General features: G+C 65.0%; 21 protein-coding genes and 1 pseudogene. 8 read left to right on the top strand and 14 right to left on the bottom strand.

The window, feature by feature from the left end:
* Position 1: 1 nt before the first annotated feature.
* The 3 genes from AC1DWU_RS16305 to AC1DWU_RS16295 are packed head-to-tail and all read right to left on the bottom strand — an operon-like array spanning position 2 to position 3,620.
* Positions 2-955 (bottom strand): FAD:protein FMN transferase, encoded by a 954-nt coding sequence (locus AC1DWU_RS16305; protein WP_477151055.1) that lies wholly within the window; start codon positions 953-955, stop codon positions 2-4.
* Positions 945-3,143, bottom strand: coding sequence for a PepSY domain-containing protein (locus AC1DWU_RS16300; RefSeq protein WP_477151054.1), 2,199 nt, complete (start codon positions 3,141-3,143; stop codon positions 945-947). Before AC1DWU_RS16300 ends, AC1DWU_RS16305 begins: the two co-directional genes overlap by 11 nt.
* A 9-nt stretch (positions 3,144-3,152) precedes the next feature.
* A complete protein-coding gene (locus AC1DWU_RS16295; RefSeq protein WP_477151053.1) occupies positions 3,153-3,620 on the bottom strand; it encodes a DUF2271 domain-containing protein in 468 nt (155 codons plus the stop codon).
* A 135-nt stretch (positions 3,621-3,755) separates the two neighbouring features.
* On the opposite strand from AC1DWU_RS16295, the gene AC1DWU_RS16290 reads away from it, so the two are divergent.
* Together AC1DWU_RS16290 and AC1DWU_RS16285 are read left to right on the top strand one after the other, a co-directional pair.
* Complete coding sequence (locus AC1DWU_RS16290; protein ID WP_477151052.1) at positions 3,756-4,412, top strand: response regulator transcription factor; 657 nt, start codon at positions 3,756-3,758, stop codon at positions 4,410-4,412.
* A 50-nt stretch (positions 4,413-4,462) separates the two neighbouring features.
* On the top strand, positions 4,463-5,803 hold the full coding sequence (locus AC1DWU_RS16285) for a sensor histidine kinase (RefSeq protein WP_477151051.1): 1,341 nt from the start codon (positions 4,463-4,465) through the stop codon (positions 5,801-5,803).
* On the opposite strand, the gene AC1DWU_RS16280 is transcribed toward AC1DWU_RS16285, so the two are convergent.
* Complete coding sequence (locus AC1DWU_RS16280; RefSeq protein ID WP_477151050.1) at positions 5,795-6,412, bottom strand: UbiX family flavin prenyltransferase; 618 nt, start codon at positions 6,410-6,412, stop codon at positions 5,795-5,797. The genes AC1DWU_RS16285 and AC1DWU_RS16280 overlap by 9 nt on opposite strands.
* A pseudogene (locus tag AC1DWU_RS16275) lies at positions 6,409-7,905 on the bottom strand (UbiD family decarboxylase). Before AC1DWU_RS16275 ends, AC1DWU_RS16280 begins: the two are co-directional and overlap by 4 nt.
* A 118-nt stretch (positions 7,906-8,023) precedes the next feature.
* Between AC1DWU_RS16275 and AC1DWU_RS16270 the strand changes: the two are divergent.
* The 4 genes from AC1DWU_RS16270 (at position 8,024) to AC1DWU_RS16255 (ending at position 11,151) form a co-directional block, all read left to right on the top strand.
* Entirely contained in the window at positions 8,024-8,365 is a 342-nt protein-coding gene (locus tag AC1DWU_RS16270; protein ID WP_477151049.1) for a hypothetical protein, read from the top strand.
* A 274-nt stretch (positions 8,366-8,639) separates the two neighbouring features.
* On the top strand, positions 8,640-8,837 hold the full coding sequence (locus AC1DWU_RS16265) for a DUF1775 domain-containing protein (protein WP_477151048.1): 198 nt from the start codon (positions 8,640-8,642) through the stop codon (positions 8,835-8,837).
* A 40-nt stretch (positions 8,838-8,877) separates the two neighbouring features.
* On the top strand, positions 8,878-10,410 hold the full coding sequence (locus AC1DWU_RS16260) for a copper resistance CopC/CopD family protein (RefSeq protein WP_477151047.1): 1,533 nt from the start codon (positions 8,878-8,880) through the stop codon (positions 10,408-10,410).
* 24 nt (positions 10,411-10,434) lie between these two features.
* Positions 10,435-11,151, top strand: coding sequence for a Crp/Fnr family transcriptional regulator (locus AC1DWU_RS16255; protein ID WP_477151046.1), 717 nt, complete (start codon positions 10,435-10,437; stop codon positions 11,149-11,151).
* Here the strand turns inward: AC1DWU_RS16255 and AC1DWU_RS16250 are convergent.
* On the bottom strand, positions 11,117-11,305 hold the full coding sequence (locus tag AC1DWU_RS16250; protein ID WP_477151208.1) for a DUF1858 domain-containing protein: 189 nt from the start codon (positions 11,303-11,305) through the stop codon (positions 11,117-11,119). The genes AC1DWU_RS16255 and AC1DWU_RS16250 overlap by 35 nt on opposite strands.
* 171 nt (positions 11,306-11,476) lie before the next feature.
* Here AC1DWU_RS16250 and AC1DWU_RS16245 point away from each other — a divergent pair, with 171 nt between their 5' ends.
* Positions 11,477-12,697, top strand: coding sequence for an NnrS family protein (locus AC1DWU_RS16245; protein ID WP_477151207.1), 1,221 nt, complete (start codon positions 11,477-11,479; stop codon positions 12,695-12,697).
* Positions 12,698-12,767: 70 nt separating this feature from the next.
* On the opposite strand, the gene AC1DWU_RS16240 is transcribed toward AC1DWU_RS16245, so the two are convergent.
* The 6 genes from AC1DWU_RS16240 to hemN form a co-directional block, all read right to left on the bottom strand.
* The gene (locus AC1DWU_RS16240) at positions 12,768-14,345 is read right to left on the bottom strand and encodes a carboxylesterase/lipase family protein (protein WP_477151206.1); all 1,578 of its coding nucleotides are present in this window, start codon (positions 14,343-14,345) and stop codon (positions 12,768-12,770) included.
* A 149-nt stretch (positions 14,346-14,494) separates the two neighbouring features.
* A complete protein-coding gene (locus tag AC1DWU_RS16235) occupies positions 14,495-15,310 on the bottom strand; it encodes a DUF6544 family protein (protein WP_477151045.1) in 816 nt (271 codons plus the stop codon).
* Positions 15,311-15,410: 100 nt separating this feature from the next.
* Positions 15,411-16,025 carry a LysE family translocator gene (locus AC1DWU_RS16230; protein WP_477151044.1) on the bottom strand — a complete coding sequence of 205 codons (615 nt, stop codon included), beginning with the start codon at positions 16,023-16,025 and terminating at the stop codon, positions 15,411-15,413.
* Positions 16,026-16,111: 86 nt separating this feature from the next.
* Positions 16,112-17,305, bottom strand: a complete 1,194-nt coding sequence (locus AC1DWU_RS16225; protein WP_477151043.1) for a hypothetical protein — start codon at positions 17,303-17,305, stop codon at positions 16,112-16,114.
* Positions 17,306-17,349: 44 nt separating this feature from the next.
* On the bottom strand, positions 17,350-17,997 hold the full coding sequence (locus AC1DWU_RS16220) for a helix-turn-helix domain-containing protein (RefSeq protein WP_477151042.1): 648 nt from the start codon (positions 17,995-17,997) through the stop codon (positions 17,350-17,352).
* 105 nt (positions 17,998-18,102) lie between these two features.
* The gene (gene hemN / locus AC1DWU_RS16215) at positions 18,103-19,452 is read right to left on the bottom strand and encodes an oxygen-independent coproporphyrinogen III oxidase (RefSeq protein WP_477151041.1); all 1,350 of its coding nucleotides are present in this window, start codon (positions 19,450-19,452) and stop codon (positions 18,103-18,105) included.
* A 91-nt stretch (positions 19,453-19,543) separates the two neighbouring features.
* Between hemN and AC1DWU_RS16210 the strand changes: the two genes are divergently transcribed.
* Positions 19,544-20,275 (top strand): Crp/Fnr family transcriptional regulator, encoded by a 732-nt coding sequence (locus AC1DWU_RS16210; RefSeq protein WP_477151040.1) that lies wholly within the window; start codon positions 19,544-19,546, stop codon positions 20,273-20,275.
* Here AC1DWU_RS16210 and ccoS read toward each other — a convergent pair.
* Both ccoS and AC1DWU_RS16200 read right to left on the bottom strand, forming a co-directional pair.
* A complete protein-coding gene (ccoS, locus tag AC1DWU_RS16205) occupies positions 20,241-20,417 on the bottom strand; it encodes a cbb3-type cytochrome oxidase assembly protein CcoS (protein WP_477151039.1) in 177 nt (58 codons plus the stop codon). The genes AC1DWU_RS16210 and ccoS overlap by 35 nt on opposite strands.
* On the bottom strand, positions 20,414-22,675 hold the full coding sequence (locus AC1DWU_RS16200) for a heavy metal translocating P-type ATPase (protein WP_477151038.1): 2,262 nt from the start codon (positions 22,673-22,675) through the stop codon (positions 20,414-20,416). The genes ccoS and AC1DWU_RS16200 overlap by 4 nt, the downstream gene beginning before the upstream one ends.
* Position 22,676: the final 1 nt, after the last annotated feature.

Genomic DNA, 22,676 nt, shown 5'->3' with positions numbered 1-22,676 from the left:
TTCAGGGGCTAGGTAGTTGGTGATCGGGTTCGACATCTGGGGAGCGCGCATCGGCCTCGCGCTCTGCGAACAGCACCTCGAGACCCTGAGCCGAGGCGACTTCGCTGCCGCGCTCGGGGCCCAGCACCATCAGGGCGGTTGCCCAAGCGTCGGCTTGCATCGCGGTTGCGGCCCGCACAGTTACCGAAGCGGGGCCATGGCGGACGGGGACGCGCTGACGCGGGTCCATGGTGTGACCGAAGCAAACACCGTCGCGCTCGACGAAGTGCCGGTAATCACCGGATGTGGCGAGCGCCGCATCTGCGATTTCGATCACGCCGGCGCCTCTGCGGTGCCCGAATTCCGGGCTTTCGACCACTACCCGCCACGCCGATCCGTCGGGTTTCACTTGCCCAGCGCGGAGTTCGCCGTCGATCGAGACAAGGTAGCTCGCGATGTCGAGCCGCACGAGCACGCTAGTCATTTCGTCGACCCCGTAGCCCTTTGCGATGGCGGAGAGGTCCAAGGTGACTTGTGCGTGCTTGCGCGCCCGCTCGCCCCCTTCATCGAGCTCCAGGGCGAGGTGGGCAGGCACATGCTGGGCAGCGCCTGCCGCGGCAATGGCGCGGCGATCGGTCGTGCCCGCGGCGGCGCCAAAGCCCCAGGCAGTGACCAGGTCACCCACGCCAATGTCGAAGGCACCGTCGGACAATCGACCTACCTCCAGCGCCGCGGCCAGAACGGTGGCAAGCTCCTTCGGCAGGTCCATCCATGTGCCGACCGCTGCACGGTTGAACCGCATCAGGTCCGATTGTGGCTTCCAGCTGGACATCTGGCCGTCGACCGTGTCCAGGGCCTCTTGCAGCGCGGTATGCACCACGGAAAGATCGATCGTCGTGGGGGCGAAGAATACGGCCGAGTAGCGGGTGCCCATGGTCGGCCCGCTGATGACGCGGCGAACGAGATCAGTACGCATCTTCGAGGTAGCGTCCCTTGCGCTTGAGGGCGTCGACGGAGAGCCCGAGGGGTTCGAGGCAGGTATCGATCGTCTCGCGCACCCCAGTCGCCATCTCGCGGCCGCCGCAAACCATGATCTGCGCCCCGCGCCTCACCAGCTCCTGAATGGCGGCGGCTTCGCTGAGCAGGCGGTCCTGCACATAGCCGCCGCCAAGCACACGCGAGAACGCGGTGGTGAGGGAGGCAAGGCGACCGTCCGCCAGGGCCTCCAGGAACTCGTGGTGGTAGAGGAAATCGGATGCCGGATGGCGAGCGCCATAGAACAGATGGATGGGGCGGCGCCTCCCGCCGCGGACAAAGCCGGCGAGCGGCGCAACACCCGCCCCGGCGCCGATGAGGATCAGCGGCCGCCGCGTCCGGTCAGGACGAAAATCCGGATTGGGGCGGACGAAGGCCTCGATAGCGTCACCGAGGGCAATGGCGTGCAGGTATTCCGAGCACAAACCGCCTGTCTGCTTGCGCACGCAGATCTCGAGCACGCCATCCCGCGAGGAACTGGCGAGGGAGTAGTAGCGCGGCACGTCGCTGCCCGGCGCCAGGATGCCGACAAGGTCCCCGGCCTCGAAATGCGGCATTGTCCGCCCGCCGAGCCAGTTCGGAAGGCCGGGACGAAGGTCGGGCATGGTGAAGCGCAGGACCACTACGGGAGCCTGGACTTCGACGCCATAGAGCGAGCGTTCCTCGAGGATGAAGCTCCTGGTCCGCGGTCGCGACGGCACATGGGAGAGGGAAAGCTCGACACCGAGGCGCTCACCCAGGATGTGACCCCAGGCCGCGAAATCAGCAGGCGACTGCCGGTCTATGCCATAGACCGGGAGGAGGGGCGCGAGCCCGCGAGCGGTGAGCGCGGCTTCAACCTCGGATGCAAAGGCACAGAACTGAGGGAAGCTCTGGTCGCCGAAGCCGAGTACGGCGAAGGCAGGCCGCGAGGCCAGCGCCTTGACCCGGCCAAGGAAGTGGCGTGCCGAGGCTGGCGCCGCACCATCGCCATAGGTGGCGGTAAGGACGAGCAGGTGGCTCGCCTTGGGATAGCTACGGCGGAGGTCGGTCATGGCGGCGAGGTGTACGCGGTGGCCAGAGACGCTCAGCGCTTCGTGCAGGTTCGCCGCAAACCCCCACGTGCTGCCCGATTCGCTGCCGACGAGGATGACGGTGTCGGCTTCGCGCGCAGGTGCGTTGCCCGTAAGGCGGGGCGTGCTGCGCCGACGCAGCCACCAGATGGTCGAACCGGTGATCGCCAGGGCCGGGGCCGCGAGAGCGCCCACGCCAAGGAATATGGCCAGCACCCAGGCGCCTTGGCCGGTGTGAAGCGTGTAGATGAGTTCGTAGACCTGCTGCCAGACGCTGTTGGACGTGAACGAGAGCATCGCGCCCGTTGCCTGATCGACGTAGCCCTGTCCCGCGCCGGTGGTGACCGTAAAGACGTCGCTCGGATCGTCCGCGGCAGGGAAGACCAGTTCGCGCAGATCGCTCAAGCGAACGCTCGCCAGCCCCGGAAGCGTGGCAATTGGGGCTGGCGTCGTGCCGTCACCGGTGGGCGCGAAGGAGAACGCCGAGTCCGAGCTTGGCACGAGTTCGAAATAGGCAGCCGACATGTAGATGCCGGTCGTCGCAGTGAGGATCAATGCCGTGACAGCGGCGCGGGCAAGGTTCGTATGCAACCGTTGCGAGCCAGTGCCGCGCGCCGGCCGAAAGAGCTGGCGCCAGCCCCCCATTTTGCGCAGCAGCAATCCGATGCCGCTCACCGAAAGGATGAGAATGGCGAGCGAGGTCACGCCCGCCACACCGTGCCCAGCCCAATCGAGGAACAGCGAGCGATGGAGTTCGGTGATGAAGGTGAAGAACGCGGAAGGGGCAAAGGCGCCGATGACTTCGCCGCTATTCGGATCGACGATTTCAGCTTTGTGGGTCGCACCATCGAGCGCGTAGGCGACGAGCTGACCGGAAGCCGAACGCACGAGGCGCTCCACACCGGGAACCTGTTCGGCAACGCGCCCCGCCACATCGGCAACGTTCAGCGTGCCACCCGCAGGAGCAGTCGTTGCCGCATCGAGCAGCGGCTGGATTGACAGCGCAAAGCCGGTAACGGCCATGAAGATGACGAGAGCGAGACCGGCCAGGCCCGCCCAGGCGTGGAAGCGGCGCATGGGACTGACCTACATGCTGACCGAGAGCTTGCTGACGTAGCCGCTGCCGTCGATCGTCGCCGGTGTCGATGTCACCTGGATCATGGCATCATCGGCGTATTCGCCGCCGTTTTCGACCGCCGTATCAACATGGATCTGATAGCCGGCATCGATGAGCGCGTCGGCGAGATCGGCATGGACCGTCAGGGTCTCGCCACCGCCGACGCTGGCGCCGGTGATGCCGTCGAGGTTGATCGAGCCAGCTTGGGACACACCTTGGACCCAGCCGCGCAAGGTGCCGTAGTACTTGGTCTTGTGGCCGGAAACCCAGAGCGTCGAATGATAGGCGCCTGCCGGATCGGTAAGGTAGACGGCGACATAGGCAGCATGGCCCGAATAGCGGACCATCTGGGCCTCGATCGTCACGTCCTTGGCGAGTGCCCACCCGGGCGCCACCAGGGCCGTGGCCAACATCAGCATCGCAGCAAGCTTCTTCATCTGCCAATCTCCATTCGGTCGATGTCCGCGGTTCCACCACACCAAGCTGACGTCAGCCTGAAGCGAGGACGGATTCTTCGTCAGGCTGGCGTAAGGTTCAGGGCCTATGGGCGAGCCAAAGGAGCTCGGAGCGCAGTGAGAGTGCTGTTGGTGGAGGACGACCACGTGCTGGGTGCGGCAATCCGCGACCATGTGCTGTCGGCCGGCCATGCCGTCGACTGGGTGCAGCGGATCGATGACTCGCGGTTGGCGCTGGCCGGCGTCTCATACGAACTGGTGCTGCTCGACCTCGGCCTGCCCGATGGCCGCGGGCTCGACCTGTTGCGCGAGCTCAGGGCAGCCGGAAATGCGGTGCCGGTGATCATCACAACAGCCCAGGACCAGGTGGCAGTGCGTGTGGAGGGGCTTAATGCGGGTGCCGACGACTACCTGGTGAAGCCCTTCGACCTTGCGGAGATGAGCGCCCGGATCGCCGCGGTGGCCCGCCGCTATGGTGGCAATCCGAGCCCGAAGGTCACCTCAGCCGGCGTCACCGTCGACCTTGCTCATCGCACCGCCAGCGCCAATGGGCGGGCCATAAGCCTCACGGCCCGCGAGTGGGCAGTGGTCGAACGGCTGCTCTCGCGACAGGGTGCAATCGTGACAAAGGCGGAGATCGAGAACTCGCTCTACGCGTTCGGCGCAGAGATCGAAAGCAACGCCGTGGAGGTCTATGTCAGCCGGCTGCGAAAGAAGCTGGGGCGTGAGTTCGTCCAGACCGTCCGCGGCCTCGGCTACCAGGTCCTCAAATGAAGCGTCGCCCTTCGATAGCCGTCCGACTCGCGCTTGGGCTAAGCGCCGGCATGGCCCTGCTGTGGGTCGGGGCCGCTGCTATCTCCGTCGCGGTGATGCAGCACGAGCTGAACGAGGCCTACGACGACAGCCTGCGACAGAGTGCGCTGCGCCTGCTGCCGCTCGCCGTGCATGACCTGAAGGAGCGCGACCACGGGCAAAAGCGTCTGGTCGTTGGCGCCGATGGAGAGGACGGCGATGGGGACGAGGACGATTACGCCCGCAATGGCGTTCCTCATGACGCAAGCTTCACCTACTACATCCGTGACGAGGCCGGCCAACTTGTCCTGCGTGACGAGCACGCGCCCGAGACTATCGACGTCGATGCATCGCAGGAGGGCTTTGGAGCGCTCAATGGGCAGCGGACTTTCGCGCTTGATGATCCTCGCTCCGGCTATTCAATCGTCATCATTGAGTTGAGCGATCGCCGTCTTACGGCCCTCAGAGACAGCGTGGTGGCACTCGGCCTTCCTCTGCTCGCTCTGATCCCGCTGATCGCTGGCGGTGTGTGGTTCTCAATGCGGCTTGCCCTTCGGCCGCTGGAAGCACTGCGCCGTGACATCGCGCAACGCGACAGCCGCAATCTCGCGCCACTGCACTCAGACGGCCACCCGGCAGAGCTAGCCCCCATTGCCGATGCCGTGGCCGCTTTGCTGGAGAGGCTGAAATCCGCGCTGGATTCCGAACGCGCCTTCGCAGCCCGTAGCGCCCACGAGCTGCGGACCCCCATCGCCGGTGCGCTGGCCCAGACCCAGCAGCTCGCCGACGAGCTCGCCGGCCGGCCTGGCGCCGAGCGTGTCCAGAAGATCGAGAGTGCCCTGAAGCGCCTGTCTCAGCTTTCGGAGAAGCTGCTCCAGCTCGCCCGCATCGAAGCGGGTTTTGCCAGAACCAGCGACGAAACCGACCAACTGCCGGTGCTGAGGATGCTCGTCCGGGATATCAACGCCAGCACTGCCTGGCGCGACCGAGTGGAGCTTGAGGCGGACGAAGCCCCAAGCCTGCCCGCAGCTATTGATGCCGACGCCCTCGCAATCGTTGTCCGGAACCTCATTGAGAATGGTTTGAAGCACGGTGACGCAACAACGCCGGTCCGCGTCGTGGTCACCGCCGACGGCATCCTGCGCATCCAGAACGAGGCCTCTGCGCTGGCGCCTGACGACCTCAAGCGGATGGGCCAGCCGTTCGTTCGCGGTGACACGCTTGCTGAGGGCAGCGGCCTCGGCCTGTCGATCGCACGCGGCATACTCGAACAGGCGGGCGGGCGGCTGACGCTCATCTCGCCGATCGCCGGACGAGACAGCGGTTTCGAGGCCATGGTGGACCTGCCGCGGCGGGGGAAGTCCCTACGCTGAGGATGAGGTTGCTGGTCCCAGTCCGCTTCGTTCTGTGTCCAGACCTGACCAGCGACCGGAATCAACCTCCAGGCCAATGCCCAGGAGATCGATCGCGCGGGCCGCCGTTGCCTCTACGATATCATCCACCGACTTGGGACGGCGGTAGAATGCCGGAACCGGCGGCGCAATGATGGCGCCCATTTCTGTCGCCGCGAGCATCGCGCGAAGGTGCCCCAGATGCAAAGGCGTCTCGCGCGTCAGGAGGACAAGCCGGCGCCTCTCCTTGAGGTGCACATCGGCCGCCCGCACCAGCAGATTGTCCGAGAGGCTCGACACGATGGCGCCCAGCGTGCGCATCGAGCACGGGGCGACGATCATCCCGCTGGTGCGAAACGATCCACTGGCAATCGTCGCTCCGATGGCATCGATCGGGTGAACCACGTCTGCGAGTTCGCGGAGCGCGTGGATCACTCCGGGGCCGACCTCGTGCTCGAGGGTCACCTCGGCCGACCTGGATACGACTAGGTGCGTTTCCACGCCCTCGGCCGCGGCAAGCAGCTGCAGAACGCGAACGCCAAAGACTGTACCCGAGGCCCCGGAAATGGCGACTACGACGCGGTGTGTCATCTAGATTCCTTCTGAGGCCCGAGGCCGAGTTCGCTCCAGAAGCCATCGACCCGCCGAATGACGTCTTCGCTCATGGCGAGCGGCTTTCCCCATTCGCGGCTGGTTTCTTGGCCCAGTTTGTTGGTTGCGTCGAGGCCCAGCTTGCCTCCCAGCCCCGGTTGGGGCGAGGCAAAGTCCAGGTAGTCGATGGGAGTGTTGTCGACCACCATCGTGTCGCGCGATGCATCGAACCGGGTCGACAGGGCCCAGATGACATCGTGCCAATTCCGAACGTCGATGTCGGGATCCACGACATGATCAGCTTTGTGTAGGTGAACTGGGGCAGGGCCGACCACAGGCCCATCATCACGCGTCTCGCCTGGCCGGGGTAACGCTTGTCGATGGACACGACCATCGCCCGGTAGGAACAGGCCTCCGGCGGCAGATGCAGGTCCCGGATTTCGGGGAACTGCCGTCGGACGATCGGGAGGAAGAGCTCTGTCATGGCTTCGCCGAGCACTGACGGTTCGTCCGGCGGGCGTCCCGTAAAGGTCGAAAGATAGATGGGGGAGGTGCGGCTCGTGATCGCCGAGACCCGCATCACCGGGAAGCGCTCGACCGAGTTGTAGTAGCCGGTGTGGTCCCCGTAGGGCCCCTCCTCGGCGACGTCATCGGGCGAGATATGTCCCTCGATGACGATCTCAGCGCTCGCGGGGATGGGAAGGTCCACCGTCAGTCCGGTGCCAACCTTCAGCCGTTCTCCCCGCAAGACGCCTGAGAACGAGAGTTCGCTCATGCCGTCGGGAAGGGGCATCACGGCGGAGAGTATGGTTGCCGGATCCGCGCCGATGACGACCGCGATCGGCGTGTCGAGCCCCTTCCTCTTCCACAGGGTGTGGTGGCGGGCGCCGCCACGCTGCGCGAGCCATCGGACGATCAGTCGGTCCCGATCCAGAACCTGCATGCGGTAGATGCCGACGTTGATGTCAGCAGGGTCGTCGGGGGAACGGGTGATCACGAGCGGCCAGGTGACTAGTGGTGCGGGCTCCCCGGGGCCAGCACCACTGGATCGGCAGGCTCGACAGATCTACCTCGTCGCCGAGCTGCCGCTGTTCGTGACAGCGGAGGCGGACGACCTTCTTCGTTCCCATCGGGAGGCCGGCCTTCAGCGCCGGCAGCTTCTCCAATGCGGAACTCAAGCCGCGCGGCGGCTCTGGATTGCGCAGGAAAGCCAGCGTCTGCGCCAGCTCACCTATCCCTTCGGTGCCGACGCCGAGTCCAAGGGCTATGCGCTCCCGCGTCCCAAAAAGATTGACCAGGACGGGAGTGCTGCTGATTTGCCCGGCAGCGGAAACCGGACGCTCGAAGAGGAGTGCAGGTCCACCTGCGGCAAGGACACGGCGATGGATCTCGGTGATCTCGTGGAGCACCGAAGTGGGGCGACCGATACGTTTCAGCAGACCGAGCGACTCGAGGCGCGAAACGAAGCTGGCCAAATCTCGGTCGGTTTTCATGGAGTTGACCCCGAAGCACCGTCCCGAGCTAGCGCGACATCATCGGCCGGTCTTTGCGCTACCTCAAAATTCCCGGCGCAAGTTGCGATACGCTGGAGGGACGAGAGCAGGAGTCGATATGGCCAGTCTTCATATGAGCGTCACTTCCTGGAATGGGACCGAACCGGTCGAAACCAGACGTCCCCGTTGCCCAACGGCATTCGAGCTGCAGGATTGGATCAGCCTCCCGGGGTTGGTCGACGATGTTGCGTCTCCGGAGCCCGACCAGGTCCTTGCCAGCGCGATGCGCCTGGAGGCCATCTCCCGTCGGCACCCGAAATGGCTCGATGCCTATCAAGCTACCCTGGTCTGCGTGGCTCGCCTCGCGCAGGGAAAGACGCGGCAACTGCTGCTCGCAACCGTACTGCGGCTCGACCTGTCCCCGAGGCGACGGCGCGAACTCGAGGCTTTGGCCAGCTGAAAGAGCGCGTCTTTGCGCTGGCGCAAAATCCTCTCCCTCGCTTGCGAGTAGCTTGCAGCACCAATTCGAGTGCTCAGATGACCCTGCCGCCCGTCGTTCCCAACATGCTCAAGCCGATACCCATTCCAGTGGTGGAGCAGGTGGGCCAACTGGCCTTTGCTCGCGTCATCGCTCGCCATCCGACACTGTTGGATCGACCGGGAGCGTTCGGCGGCAAGACCTACTGCTTCGCGCCGATCGACCTGCCCTTCGAGTTCGCCGTCACGGCGGCGAATTGCCCGATGCCTACTACGATGAGTTCGTATTCCGGGGCACGGTGGCAGCGACGGTGCCGGCCGGTACGACGTTCTACTTCCCGACCGTGCAGCTCTGCGATGGCGCGGAGGAAGCATGGATCGATGTGACCGGGGCCGAGGATGCCGAGATGCCGGCGCCCAGTCTGGAACTCGGCCCGGCCGAGGCCACACACTGAAAGCTGACGATCGATGCGTGGGTGCTTTCGAGCCATCCTGTTGTTCTGGCTAATGCTTGCGGTGTCGCCGGCATTTGCTAACGCAACGCTGCTTTCCAGCGCTCCACCGGCGGATGCTCGGCTTTCCGCGATCCCCACGAGCGTCAGCCTCACCTTCAACGAGCCGATTTCGCCGGTGGCCTTGTCGCTGGTGAGCCCCGACGGCGCCATAGAAGATCTCGAGGGGGCAGCCAACGGCGGGCGCCTCCTTGTTCGCATGCCGGCCGCCGGGGGGCAGGGCGGCTACCTGCTCTGCTGGCGTGTTGTATCGGCGGACGGCCATCCGGTCGCTGGCACCATGCCGCTGACCATCGGAGTTTCTGGTGGGCTGCGAGCGGCTGCCGCCGAACCGAGCGATGGAGTTCGGCCGGCGATCTGGATCGTCACGACGTTGATGTACGCGGGGCTGTTCTTTGGCGTTGGCGGAACACTGTTCATTGCGCTGGTAGCGCGAAACCGGCCGATCGGCCGCGTGGCCTGGAGCCTCCTTGGGCTCGGCGCGGTGATGATCGCTATCTCGGTGCCTCTGCATGGCCTGGATCTGACGGGGCGGACCTTGCAGGCTGTGCTCGATCCAGCAGTGTTGGCGGCGGTAATCCAGACGTCCTACGGCGCCCTGGCTGGCCTGGCGCTTCTGGCGGTTTGCCTTGCCGGTCTCGCCGCGGCGCTGCGGGAAAAGTGGCGCCTCGTGGTCGCGCTCATCTCCTTTGTGGTCATGGCCGCGGCGATGACCGCGTCGGGGCACGTCGCCACCGCCGATCCCTTCGCCGTCGCCCGAGGGGCCCTCGCTGTTCATATCGTGAGTTTCGCCGTGTGGATCGGCGCACTTCCATGGCTGGCCTTCGAACTGGTCGTTCACCCCGCAAGTGCATCCCGCGGTCTGGCGGTGTTCTCCCGGATGATCCCAGTGCCGGCTGGCGCTGTGCTGGTCTCGGGAGCCGTGCTCGCAGTTATTCAACTGGCGTGGCCGGGCATGGCGTGGATCGCGCCCTACGGGGCCATCCTTGCGGCGAAGCTGGTCCTCGTTGCAGTCCTGTTCGCCGTAGCAGCTTGGAACCGCTGGAAGCTGACCTCGCCGGCACTCGCCGGTGAGATACGGGCTCAGATCGCCCTGCGGCGGCTCGTACTCGTCGAGGTTGTCATCGTGCTGGCCGTACTCGGCCTCGCCGCCGGCTGGCGCTTCACGCCGCCGCCGAGGGCGGTGCTGATCGCACAACCGATCAAGCTGACCACGCATCTGCACGGGAGCGGAATGATGGCGGAACTCTCGGTAAGCAACCCACGGAACGGCGGCCTGGCCAGTGTCCAGCTTACCGCGATGAAGGCGCAGATCGAGGAGCCGCGGTCAGTGACCCTATCGCTTGCGGTGCCGGACCTCGCCCCCATCAAGCTCGAAGCGGTCGGGCAGGGCGACGGCATGTGGACCACAGAGGTGCCGCCACTACCCATCACGGGCAAGTGGAAGGTGAAGGTGGAAGTCAGGGTGAGCGACTTCGATCTCGTGAGCCTGCCCGGAACGATTGTCGTGAAATGACCGCCCGATTTGAGGAAAGCTGACATGCAAACGCAAACGCAGATCAACCGCGCCGCGGTCCAGGGCCTCGCGCTGTTCGAACAACTGGAGCCCAGCCAAGTCGACGACGTGCTAAAATCGGTGAGCAGCCGTCGCTATGCCCCCGGGGGCGTGGTGTTCGAGCAGGGCCAGACCGCAACCCAGTTCTTCGTGCTGCTGCACGGTCGCCTGCGGGTGACGCAGGTCACCAGCGAGGGCCAGCAGGTGGTGGTCCGAATGGTCAATCCCGGCGACTTGTTTGGCATCGCCAAGGCGCTGCGCAGGTTGGACTATCCCGGGACAGCGACCGCCGTTTCGGAGAGCGTGGTGCTCTCCTGGCCGATGAGCCTCTGGAACGACTTCCTGGAGCAATACCCATCGCTGGCCGTCAATGCGATGCAGACGATGGGCAGCCGGCTGCTCGAAGCCCAGCAGCGCCTGCGGGAACTGTCGACCGAGGAGGTCGAGCGTCGCGTCGCCCACGCGGTTCTCCGTCTCGTGAACCAGTCGGGCAGGAAAGAGGAAGAGGGGGTCCGTATCGACTTCCCTATCTCCAAGCAGGACATCGCCGAGATGACCGGCACCACGCTGCACACCGTCTCCCGCATCCTCACCGCCTGGGAGGCAGCCGGCCTGGTGGTGGGCGGTCGACAGAAGCTGCTGGTACGGGACCCGCACCAGCTCGTCCTCATCGGTGACGGGCTGAAACCGGGCTATCTCTGAGCCTCGCCAGTTCGATGTCGGCCGCCAACCCAGCCAGCAGCAGCGTGTGTTCCTCCGCCGCGTCGATCAAGGTGTGGAACGGCGCTATCGGACATCCGACGCAGTGCATGCGGCGGTCCAGGAACACCCTGATGGTCGACGGCCACTTTGACATGATCTCCGCGAGACTCAGGTCGTCAATGTCGGTTCCAGGCATCGCGGCGTCTCCGGCTTCTCCTGACACCAAACGTTACGCAGGCGCCGAGCGACTTCCTTGCGCGACAGCAAAGACCGGGGAGGTTTGGACTGGCATTCATCGCTGCGCCACCAAAGGAGCGGCAGGACCATGAACTTCGGCTTGGGCAATGCAGTCAGCAAGGCTCGCAAACCAGTCCCCCGTGGCATCGCCAGAAGCGGGCCGCCGGTGCTGTCCTACGGGTTCCGCCCGTTTTTCCTGCTGGCAGGGATCTTTGCCATTGCCGCGATGGTTGGCTGGATTGGGGCATTGATTGCCGGCTGGGAGATCGGCGGCGACTACGGCATGCTCAACTGGCACGCTCACGAGATGCTGTTCGGCTACACCAGCGCCGCGCTGGCGGGCTACATGCTGACAGCCATTCCCAATTGGACCGGCCGCCTGCCGGTGTCAGGCTTGCCGCTTCTCGGGTTGGTCGCGGTATGGCTTGTGGGTCGGCTGGTCATGGCCGCTCCGGGGGTCATTGGCCTGCCGCTGTCGATGCTGGTCGAGGCCTGCTTCCTGCCGCTGATGGCTGCGATAGCTGCGACAGAGATCATTGCGGGGAAGAACTGGAAGAACCTCAAGATCCTCGCCGGCCTGAGCGCCCTTTCGCTGGTCAACATCGCATTCCATGTTTCGGTGGCGTTCAACGGCGTGGCCCTCGAGGCGTCCCGGGCCGGGGTCGCGATCTATGTGATGCTGATTGCCGTCGTGGGCGGCCGCATCGTTCCGAGCTTCACCAGGAACTGGCTGGCAAAGGCAGGCTCACCCCTGCTGCCGGCCCCGTTTGGCCGCTTCGATATCGTTGCGACGGCATGGCTGCTGGTGGCCCTGGCGCTGTGGGTCGTCTTTCCCGAGACCATCGTCACCGCCTGTTCGGCGGTGGTCGCGGCCATTCTCCACGCTGTCCGGCTCGCCCGCTGGCACGGCCAACGCACGGTCGATGAGCCTCTATTGCTCGCACTTCACGTCGGCTACGCATTCATCCCCCTCGGGATGCTGTCGGTTGCCCTCGCCTCCCTCGGCTGGATCGCCAATGCCTCGGCGCTTCACGTCCTGACCGTGGGGGCCATCGCAGGGATGACATTCGCAGTGATGACCCGTGCGAGCCTCGGGGATACCGGGCGAGCGCTCACCGCGACCCCGCGCACTTCGGTTGCCTACCTGGCGCTGACACTTTCAGCAGTGCTGCGGCCGTTTGCCGAGCTGATTCCATCGCAATACCACCTCCTGCTCTCCCTGAGCGGCGCGTGCTGGCTCATTGCATTCGGGTTGTTCGTCCTCGAATTCGGGCCGATGCTCGTTTCACCAAGGCTCAAAGCTGGATGAGTCAGTAGGTCGCATGCCGGGCCCCACGGCCTTTCGATGCCCGACGGATCGCTGTGGAGCTTGTGCGGTTCTAGCGCACGCCCTCCCAGAGGCGTCGCTCGGCGGCCATCGGATCCTCGACGACAGAAGACGGCACGTCGAAGTGCATCGTCGCCCGTCGCGCCGTGTCGAATTCAGGCCAGCCGGCATCCCCGGTGGTGGCGAAACGCGTCCATGCCTTATGCATCTCATCCGCAAGCTGTTGCGGCGGTCCAGCACCGAGAAGCTGCTCGGTTTGGGCCCCGAGCGTATCGAACACGAACGGGATTTCGACGGCATGACCGGCACCCAGGCGCCCATCGAACTGAGGCGAGCGCCAGGCGAACTCGTACATGAAGGTTCTTGCCTTGCCCTGGGCTGAATGCGCCTCGGCAAGTCTCAGCGCGGGAACCCGCCAATACCAATCGGTCATGACAGCCGCGAACAGGTCGCCCGTACTCGCGCCCGGATACCGGTCCCTGTAGGCGGCAAGAGTCGCCGCCACTGGCAACCCCGTTGCCATGATTGTCCCCGCAAGCGCCTCTTCACCGATCGTGTCGATTACGCCGCCGGGTACCAGAAACAGTCGCCACTCCTCGGTGTTCGATCCTGAGAGTATGTCGACATCCGCACCGATACCGGCCGAGATCGCGTCGATCGGCCGGACCGGGATCAGATCACCATCGATGACTGGTTCCCACGGCAGCCCATCGAGCATGATCTCCCCCCAGAACGCCGGGTCTGGATTCGAGAGAAGCTCGCCGCGCACGGCTTCCTGCGCCTTCAGCATCTGCTCGATTGGAACGGCGGCAATGGCCTCGCGGCTTGCGTCGGTCCCGAGGAGCTCGGCCAGCCGTCGACCGATGCGTTCGGCGGTCCTCGGCGTGCTGGCATGATGACCGCCTCCGCTTTCGATGATCGCCCGCCGGAAAAGCCCCTTGGCACGCGGCATTGAAAGGAGAGTTCCAACGCTCAGCCCGCCGGCGGACTCGCCGAATATCGTGACGTTGCCGGGATCGCCGCCGAACGCGGCGATGTTCTGCTGTACCCATTCGAGAGCCGCAATCTGGTCGAGCAGACCCAGGTTGGAGATCCCATCGTTCAGGAAGACAAAGCCCTCCGCTCCGACGCGGTAGTTGATGGAAACGAAGACAACGCCATCGCGGGCGAAGCTACTTCCGTCGTACCAGGACGAAGCTCCTGTAGCGTGGTACTCGTACATGCCGCCGGGTATCCAGAGCATGACTGGTAGGCCTGCCTGGCCCAGCGCCGGCGACCAGATGTTCAGCGTCAGACAGTTGTCGCCCGGCCCCGGCGCCTCCGGCGGCAACAAGGCCGCGACCATGGGCGGGTAGGGCGGTTGCGGTGGCTTTGGGCCGAACGCGGTGGCATCTCGGGTACCGTCCCAAGCTTCGGGAGGGCGGGGAGGTCGCAGGCGGTTTTGCCCGATCGGGGGCGCCGCAAAGGGGACGCCCTTGAAGCTATGGATGCCGTCCACAGTCGCGCCGCGGAGCTGCCCGTTCGAGGTTGCGACGGTAGGGAGGGAGTCGTCCGAAGTCGCTCGAGCCGGCCACAGTCCCGCTGCCAGTCCTGAACCGGCAGAACCAATCAGAAAACGACGTCGCCTCATAGCGGCCTCCATCTGGCGCCCCACAAGATGGGTGGGATCGTAGCCGGACGGCTCCCCTGGCAGATTGATCAGGATCAAAATCTGCAGACGCCTTGTGCGAAGTCGAGTCTGACATAGGCTTCCCCCGATCCTGGGACGTTCCCTGGACTTCAGACGTTGCCGCCGCCGCTCGGTTCGTAGGCGACGATCTCGCCTTTCCAGTAGGTGAAAGGCCCCTCGGACAGCACCCAGCTGACTTCGCCGTAGCTCGGGATGCGATAGCGTCCGAACTGCTTGTATTTGCTGAACTGTCCTCTCCATAACGTGGGCACCGTGGTGCTGCCCACGGTCATCGGGCGGTCCGCTGCTTCCAGACCGACTATGTCGCCTGAGGCATCGAAGAACAGCCGAACGCTTGCCGGCCCCGTTCGGGACGTGCCGCTCACCTCGACCACGCCACCCTCGATCTGCCGCCACCTCAATTGCGCGTTGTTGAGGATTGCATCCGGATGAACCGGCAGCTCGGACAAGTAGCGCTGCATCTCACCCTTGTCGAAATCGGCGCCAAGGCCCTTCGCTACAGACAGGACGCCGACCAGGCGGGCCTGCAGCAGCCCTGAGCCGCCGACGACGCTGTCGATGACCGAGACGGGTAACCCAAACATGCTGCTGCGACCGACCCAGACGAGATCCGCTCGACGTGTGGCCAGCCATTGGTCTGCCTCGATATCGATGGGCGGTCGCCGCTGATCCGTCACCAGCGTGGCGCGGTGCCGGAGGTGGACAGATGTAGGCCCGCCAACGCTGCCTCCCGCCCGCATCGCATAGGCGCGCACGATGTCGGGAAGTTCTATCGCAGCCGCGGCCGGCTCGGCGGCCGCGATAACCCGGTCGCGCAAACCGGCAATCAGGGTCTCGAAGTTCCGGTTCTCGAACCAGACATACGCTGCTGCGCCGGCCAGGCCGACAATCACCAGAAGCAGCATCGCGTGACCCCATTTCATTTTTGGGCCTCGAGCCACGTATCTATCGATACCACCGGACCTGCTGCCGCATTGATCGAAGTCAAGTATGGCTCACGGCGGCTCAGAATGGGGCGCGGGTCGCGTAGGCAACCCATGCGGCGACGGCCACCAGTGCAAGCGCGAACAGCTTGCCTACGGCGGCAATCAGGCCTCGGTTCGCAAACAACGGACGGAGGGCGCCGGCGAGGCTCACGATGCCGCCGTGGACCACCGTTGCCACGGCGACGTACAGCGCCGCTAGTACGGCGGTCGAGCGCCAGTCGGTATCCCCCGCGGGCAAAAACCCCGGCATGACCGCCACATAGAACAGGGCGGCCTTGGGATTCAGCAGGTTCGTAATCAGGCCACGGGTGAAATAGCGTCCGTCATCCGCGGTGGTGTCCCCGGAGAGGTCTTCATTCCAGGCCTCCCAGGCGAGATAGAGGAGGTACGCGACCCCACCCCAGCGGAGGACACCGTAGAGCGGAGGCGACGACTGCAGGAGCGTCGCCAGCCCGAGGGATGCAAGCAACCCGAGGACGCCAAGGCCCACGGCGACCCCAACGACCGCGGCGTATCCCGGCCGCCTCCCATGTCGTGCTGCCAGCAGGGCGAGATATGTCATGTTCGGCCCGGGCGTGAGCTCGATGACCAGACTTGCGAGGACAAACGCAGCGAGCGTCTCGAACGTCAGCATTGCGAAATCGCCCAGTGGTGGGAACGAAGCGGCGACCACTATTGGTCGCCGCCGTCGTTCATTGGTAGAGGCACGCGATGGCCTTGCTAGCGAGTGCTCGCCGATACGAGCTCGGCATGATCATGTGGCGCGTCGTCGTCGTGTGCCGCCTCGTCGCCGTGAGGGTGGTCCGGATCGGGACTATGCGTCGTCATTTCGATCGGCGCACGGCCTTCAGGCCCATAGATCGCCGTGTGCAGACCCCAGTAGCTGCCAGCGATGACCACCAGGGCAGCCGCCAGTCCGACCGGCACGCTCCTCAGGCTCTTCTTGAGGGCCGGCAGGAAGTGCATCTCACGCGTCGGATCGATGGCGATGATGACGATGATCGCCATGATCAGCGCGTGGCCGACGAGATCCATCCGGCCGAACGGATAGACCGCGGCGTTGAAGATCACGAACAGGCTGATCGCCGACAGCCGACGAACCAGTGGGGTCCAGAGCAGACCAAAGCCCATGGTGAACTCTGCGACGCCAGCCATCGGAATGAACACGTCGCGCGACATCCCGAACGTCAGGAAGGGCTTCTCGTCGACGAGCGGATAGAACCACTCGGGATAGGCGAACTTCTCGAGGCTCGACCACATCAACGCGATCGCTACACCCCAACGCAGCAGCTCAAACCTGTGCTTCCGCCACTCCGGATTGTTCGAGCTTTCGAGAACGAGGTAGCCCGCAATGGCAACGCCCAGCGCCAGATAGTCGAGAAGGTGGAAGATGTCGTAGTCGCGTAGCGCCAGGACCCACAGGAGGATGATGCCTGCGGCTGAGAAGGGCTGGGTCTTCCGCGAGAAGATGCCAAACGCAATCAGCAGTTGCAGCCACGACACCCACTCGGCCGGCGTCTTCAGATCAGGAGTGAGATAGACGCCGCCGACTGCGAAGATCGCGACGAAGAAGGCGCCGATCACCACGCGGACGAAATCGTCCGACCGGTTCCACAGCGGTCCCGAGACCTTGTCCATGCCGGCGAGCGTCGCTTCGCCGAACCGGGTGCGCTCCACGAGGCGCGTCCCGATGAAGAATACCAGCACCAGCCCGATGGCGAGCCAGAACCAGGTGTTGGTCAGTGTCGCCATGATCGGCTGTGGCGCCGCGCCGACGATGTAGGGCGCAAACCACTTGACGTGGGCCTCGGCAGGCGTAGCCGCCAGGGGAAGGATGATGGCCGCCGTTCCGGCTGCTGTGAGCAGCGGCCGAAAGCGAGCCAGCTGGTACTTTGCCGCAAGCAAGATACTCATTTGTCTCTCGAATGGTTGGAGGTCGTTTTGAACGCTGCGACTTGTCAGTCACACATGTCCTGCAGGGCAGCGAGATCGAGGATTTCGATTTCGCTGATGGAACGGAGCCGGATTACGCCCTGGTCCTTCAGGACGCGGAGAATGCGGGACACCGTCTCAAAGGTGATGCCGAGATAGTCGGCGATGTCGTAGCGCTGCATCGGCAGGTGCACGAGTTTCTCGTCGCCCTGACGCTCGGCGAGATCGAGGATGAGGGCGGCCATGCGCTCATTCGCAGTCCGGCGCCCGAGCACCATCAGGTGGTTCTGCGTGCGAGCAAGGCTCTTGAGCGCCAGCATCAGCATGCTGGCGGTGGGCTGTTCGCCGCGGCTCGCCCGGAGCACGCGAACGCCGGCGCCATCGACGCTCTCGGCAAAGGACTCGTGCTCGGGGTCCGCTTCGAAGCCGAAAACCTCGCCAGCCGTGTGAAAGGCGCTGATCAGCCGCCGGCCATCGGCCGTCAGCCGGCAGATCCGGACCGTGCCGAACTCAACCACATAGAGCGGGCCGGCGGCCTCGCCCTGGGCATATATCACTGCATCGGTCGGGTAGAAGGTGACAGCGGCCGGCTGCATCGCGGTCAACAACTCGGAGACACCCAGGCCTGCAGTTTTGGTCGGCTGGTTGACCCGGAAAGTCGGCTGGATGTGCATCTCTTGCTACCCCTGGTTGCGATGATCAGTAGGTAGCCGCTCCGCCGGATCCGAGAAATTCCGGCTCGAGTCTTAGGGGGTTTACTTAGGGCCCGCCCCCCGGAGCTAGACGGCGACGGAGTGGCGGCCGACGCCGCTGGCCAGATACGTATCGAAGGTGGACGCTATCGAGCGGACGAAGGGCCTCCCGAGCTCGGTGACCGTGAACGTGTGTCCGTCAAACCAGACGACACCTTCTTCGTCGCCCTGCGCCGCATAGGTCATCTCCGTGACCACGGGTGCTGCGATATGCCTGAAGCGGTCCCGCAGTTCATCCACCGACACGGCAAAATCGCACATCAGCCGCTCGATGACCCAGCTCCGCATCCGGTCCTCCTCGCTCAGGCGCAAACCCTTTGCGATGGCGAGCCCGCGTTCGCGGATCGCGCGGATGTACTCGCCTGTTGCAGTGATATTCTGCACATAGCCTTGCGGCAGGCAGCCGATCGAGGAGGCGCCGAGGCCGATGAGGGCAGGGGCTTCGTCCGTCGTATAGCCCTGGAAGTTGCGATGCAGCCTGCCTGATCCGGCAGCCACAGCGAGACTGTCGGCGGGCTTAGCAAAATGATCGATGCCAATGGCCACGTAGCCGGCCGCGCAGATGCGCTCGGCCGCCGCCGTCGACTGGCGCAACCGCTCGGCCATATCCGGCAGGGCCGCCTCGTCGATCATGCGCTGGTGAGTCTTCATCCACGGGACATGCGCATAGCCAAAGAGCGCCAGGCGATCTGGGTTCATCGCCAGGGCCTGGTCAACCGTTGCGACGACGCTGGCGACGGTCTGGTGCGGCAGTCCGTAGAGAACGTCGAGGTTGACCGATGTTACGCCCCGCTGCCGCATCCCATCGACGACGGCCTTGGTCTGCTCGAAGGTCTGGATGCGGTTGATTGCGTTTTGCACCTTCGGGTTGAAGTCCTGTACCCCGACGCTGATGCGTGTCACCCCGGCGGCCGCGAACGCGTCGTACCGATCCTCGGTCATGTCGTTCGGATCGATTTCGATGCTGAACTCAAGTCCGCGACTTGTGTCGAAACGCTGCCGCACGCGGGACGCGAGACTGATCAGATCCTCGGGCCTGAGCATGGAGGGCGAACCGCCGCCGAGGTGCAGGGCGACGGCCTGCCCACGTCCATCAAGCAACCCGGCGATGGTTTCCATCTCGGCAAAGACGGACGGCAGGTAGGCAGCGATCGGATCGTAGCGGAGCACCTGCTTGGTATGGCAACCGCAAAACCAGCAAAGCCGGTCGCAGAACGGGATGTGCACGTAGAGGGAAAGTGCCGTCGAGGCCGGCAGGGAGGCAAGCCAGCCCGCATAGGCAGCGTCGTCGATCCCGTCATGGAAATGCGGCGCCGTGGGGTAGCTGGTATAGCGGGGAACCGGCTTGGCGAACCGGTGGAGCATTGCGTCGGACATTGGCACCTCTCGCTTCCTAGGTCGCAGAACCGTGCTGGCTCGTCCTTGATCCTGATCAAATGCTCCGCGTCGCATCGTGCGATGACGGGGCATGCCACGGTCAAAGCCAGTTTCTGCAAGATCGAGTTCGGAGCCGGTGCCGCGCGCCTGCCTGGAGTGCCGGGTCCGGCATGAGGGCATCTGCGCGGTCCTGAGCCCTGCTGAACTTCAGCAACTTGCTCGCCACGCAAGGCACACGCGACACCAGGCCGGCGAAGGGCTTGCCCTAGAAAGCGACGAGATCAGCGGGTACGCCAACGTCACCGCCGGCGCGGTCAAATTGTCCCGCGTTTTGAGGGATGGCCGGCAACAGCTGGTTGGGCTGCAGTTTGCTCCGGACCTGATGGGCCGGCTGTTCCGGACCGAGAGCCCCCTTACCGCGGAGGCGGCCTCAGATGTGGAACTCTGTCGCTTTCCCAAACGCGTGCTCGAGGCGCTGGTCGCGTCCAGCGCAAACCTGACGCAGCGTCTGCTCAACCAATCCCTCGACGAACTGGACGAGGCCCGGGAGTGGATGGTGACCCTGGGACGGAAAAGTGCCGCCGAAAAGGTCGCCAGCCTACTGCTTCGGATCGCCTGCCGAAGCGGCAGTGCGGATATCGGCAATAGTGTCGCCTTCGACCTGCCGATCGGACGAGCCGACATGGCGGACTTCCTCGGCCTGACGATCGAGACGGTATCGCGTCAGGTCAGCAGGCTACGGCACAGTGGCGTAATCTCGGTCTCGGGCCACCGCCACATCAAGGTGCTCAGCCTTCGCGCTTTGAAGGACCGTGCCGGATAGCGCGTTCGTCCTCATCGAAGATCCGCTCGCTCGCCCCCTCCAGGTCTTCGTACTGACCCGACCGCAAAGCCCAGAAAAATCCGGCAAGCGCGATCAGGCCCAGCGCGATGGCGATGGGAATGAGGAGGGCGAGACCGCTCACGTGGCGGTCTCCTCGTGTGCGATGAAGTTCGGCTGGCTGGCGTTCCGGACGGGTGCCGTCACGGCGCCGAACCGCAGGCGGAGGGCATTCGCCACCACGATCAGGGACGACGAGGACATCGCAACCGCGGCCACCAGTGGCGTCACCTGGCCGGCGATCGCAAGTGGTACGGCAATTGCGTTGTATCCGATCGCCAGCGCGAGATTCTGCGACACGAGGCGTGCTGCGCGCCGTGCCGTGCTGATCACGAACGGCACGGCGCCGAGATCGTTGCCGGTGAAGACGAAGTCAGCGGCGCTGCGGCCGATGTCGGCAGCGGAGCCGGGTGCCATCGACACGTAGGCCGCGCGAAGGGCGGGGGCATCATTGATGCCGTCGCCGACCATCAGAGTCCGCCCGTCCGACACGGCGGCGACCTTCTGCTCCGGCCTCAGGGAACTCTTCGCCTCAGCGATGCCGACGGCCGCAGCAACGGCGTTCACCGCTTCAGGCCGGTCGCCGGACAACAGCCGCACCGGAAGACCCAATCGGGCCAGCGCTGCTATGCTGCTCCGAGCCTCAGGGCGGGGGAGGTCGCTGAAGCAATAGTGACCCTGGCTTTTGCCGTTCGCGCTGAGCCAGACCTCAGACAGCGTCGAGCGCGTGTCATCGGCCGGCACGCCGCACCACTCCCGGCTTCCCAGCCGCCAGGTCACGCCGGCAACGATGCCTTCCACCCCTCGCCCGGCTTCCTCCCTGATGTGGCCGGGCAAGTCATGCGCACTGCCAAGATGGGCGGCGAGGGCCTTCGACAAGGGATGGGTACTTGCTGCCGCCAGGGCCGCGGCGACGTCGCGGGCTTGGTCGCTTTCGGAGTGGCTTTCGACGACTTGTGGCTGTCCGGCAGTCAGCGTCCCGGTCTTGTCGAAGGCGACGGAGTCCACTTCGGCTACCCGCTCGAGCGCGGCACCGTCCTTCATCAGGATACCGCGCTCGAACAGCCTTCCGGCCGCGACGACGTGGACGATCGGCACGGCCAGCGCGAGCGCGCATGGGCAAGTGATGATCAGCACTGCCACGGCGTTGAGCAGGGCTGCATGCCAATCGCCTGACATCAGGCCCCAGCCGAGGAAAGTGGAGATGGCGATGGTGTGGACAACCGGGGCGTATATGGCCGCCGCGCGATCGGCGAGCCGCCGCGGCTTGGTCTTGGCACTTTCGGCGGCCTCCATCATCGCCGCCATGCGGGCGAGGAAGGATTCCGTGGAAGCTCTCGCAGCTCGCAACCGCACGAGGCCGCTGAGATTGCTCGCCCCAGCGACCACCTCGCCTCCGATTGGTACGACATGCGGCACAGTCTCACCCGTGATGATCGAGTAGTCGAACGCAGCGCCGTCGGTGATGACGACGCTGTCCAGCGGTACCCGCTCCCCAGCCCGGATTTCCATCAGCATGCCAGGGGCGATCTCATCGAGCCGCAGATACTCCCGCCGACCGTCGTCGTGCACCCTAGTCGCTCCACGCGGCTGCAACCGGGCAAGGTTGGTTATGGCACTGCGGGCCCGCTCGCGCATCAGATGGTCAAGCGTGCGGCCGACGAGGAGGAAGAAGAGCAGCGTCGCCGACGCATCGAAATAGGCATGCTCGCCCGAGTTCAATGTCTCGAAGAGGCTCAGCGCCGTGGCGAGAATGACTCCGATCGAGATCGGCACGTCCATGTTGGTCTTGCCGACACGCAGCGCCCGCCAGGCCGACCGGAAGAAGATCCGGCCGGAGTAGGCGATCGCCGGCAGTGCGATGATCGCCGAGATCCAGTGAAACAGGTCGCAGGTCGCGTCATTGGCACCCGACCAGACCGAAACCGAGAACAGCATGATGTTGCCGGCCGCGAAGCCGGCGACGCCAAGAGCCTTCACCAGTTCGCGCAGAGCGGGATCGCCTTCGTCGTCCTGGGTCGGGTCGAGGACATAGGTGTGGTAGCCGCTTTCACGGATGGCCGGCGCCAGTTCGGACGGCTCGCCCCGCGCGGGATCGAAGACGACACGGACACGACGGCGGGTGAGATTCACCCGCGCCGCGCGCACCATGGGAAGCGCCGCGAGGCCCGTCTCGATCGAGCGGATGCAGGCGGCACAATGCGCGTCCGGCACGGCGAACTCGAGCTGATGGGTGCCGTCTCCGAGGCGGCGGCTGAGGGCGAGAAGCGCTTGACTGTCGGCCTCGATGCCGCTGGCCTTCACGTCGATGATGGCGTGCTCGCCGGGAACGCAGCAGGTCATC

The sequence above is a fragment of the Devosia sp. P2_G7 genome (genome assembly GCF_056403495.1).
This window is presented reverse-complemented; position numbering and strand designations above follow the sequence as displayed.

Bases quoted from the DNA above. Each gene is read 5' to 3' on its own strand.
- AC1DWU_RS16305 (WP_477151055.1), bottom strand. From the start codon at position 955: ATGCGTACTGATCTCGTTCGCCGCGTCATCAGCGGGCCGACCATGGGC.
- AC1DWU_RS16300 (WP_477151054.1), bottom strand. From the start codon at position 3,143: ATGCGCCGCTTCCACGCCTGGGCGGGCCTGGCCGGTCTCGCTCTCGTC.
- AC1DWU_RS16295 (WP_477151053.1), bottom strand. From the start codon at position 3,620: ATGAAGAAGCTTGCTGCGATGCTGATGTTGGCCACGGCCCTGGTGGCG.
- AC1DWU_RS16285 (WP_477151051.1), top strand. From the start codon at position 4,463: ATGGCCCTGCTGTGGGTCGGGGCCGCTGCTATCTCCGTCGCGGTGATG.
- AC1DWU_RS16280 (WP_477151050.1), bottom strand. From the start codon at position 6,412: ATGACACACCGCGTCGTAGTCGCCATTTCCGGGGCCTCGGGTACAGTC.
- AC1DWU_RS16270 (WP_477151049.1), top strand. From the start codon at position 8,024: ATGGCCAGTCTTCATATGAGCGTCACTTCCTGGAATGGGACCGAACCG.
- AC1DWU_RS16255 (WP_477151046.1), top strand. From the start codon at position 10,435: ATGCAAACGCAAACGCAGATCAACCGCGCCGCGGTCCAGGGCCTCGCG.
- AC1DWU_RS16250 (WP_477151208.1), bottom strand. From the start codon at position 11,305: ATGTCAAAGTGGCCGTCGACCATCAGGGTGTTCCTGGACCGCCGCATG.
- AC1DWU_RS16245 (WP_477151207.1), top strand. From the start codon at position 11,477: ATGAACTTCGGCTTGGGCAATGCAGTCAGCAAGGCTCGCAAACCAGTC.
- AC1DWU_RS16240 (WP_477151206.1), bottom strand. From the start codon at position 14,345: ATGAGGCGACGTCGTTTTCTGATTGGTTCTGCCGGTTCAGGACTGGCA.
- AC1DWU_RS16235 (WP_477151045.1), bottom strand. From the start codon at position 15,310: ATGCTGCTTCTGGTGATTGTCGGCCTGGCCGGCGCAGCAGCGTATGTC.
- AC1DWU_RS16230 (WP_477151044.1), bottom strand. From the start codon at position 16,025: ATGCTGACGTTCGAGACGCTCGCTGCGTTTGTCCTCGCAAGTCTGGTC.
- AC1DWU_RS16225 (WP_477151043.1), bottom strand. From the start codon at position 17,305: ATGAGTATCTTGCTTGCGGCAAAGTACCAGCTGGCTCGCTTTCGGCCG.
- AC1DWU_RS16220 (WP_477151042.1), bottom strand. From the start codon at position 17,997: ATGCACATCCAGCCGACTTTCCGGGTCAACCAGCCGACCAAAACTGCA.
- hemN (WP_477151041.1), bottom strand. From the start codon at position 19,452: ATGTCCGACGCAATGCTCCACCGGTTCGCCAAGCCGGTTCCCCGCTAT.
- AC1DWU_RS16210 (WP_477151040.1), top strand. From the start codon at position 19,544: ATGCCACGGTCAAAGCCAGTTTCTGCAAGATCGAGTTCGGAGCCGGTG.
- AC1DWU_RS16200 (WP_477151038.1), bottom strand. From the start codon at position 22,675: ATGACCTGCTGCGTTCCCGGCGAGCACGCCATCATCGACGTGAAGGCC.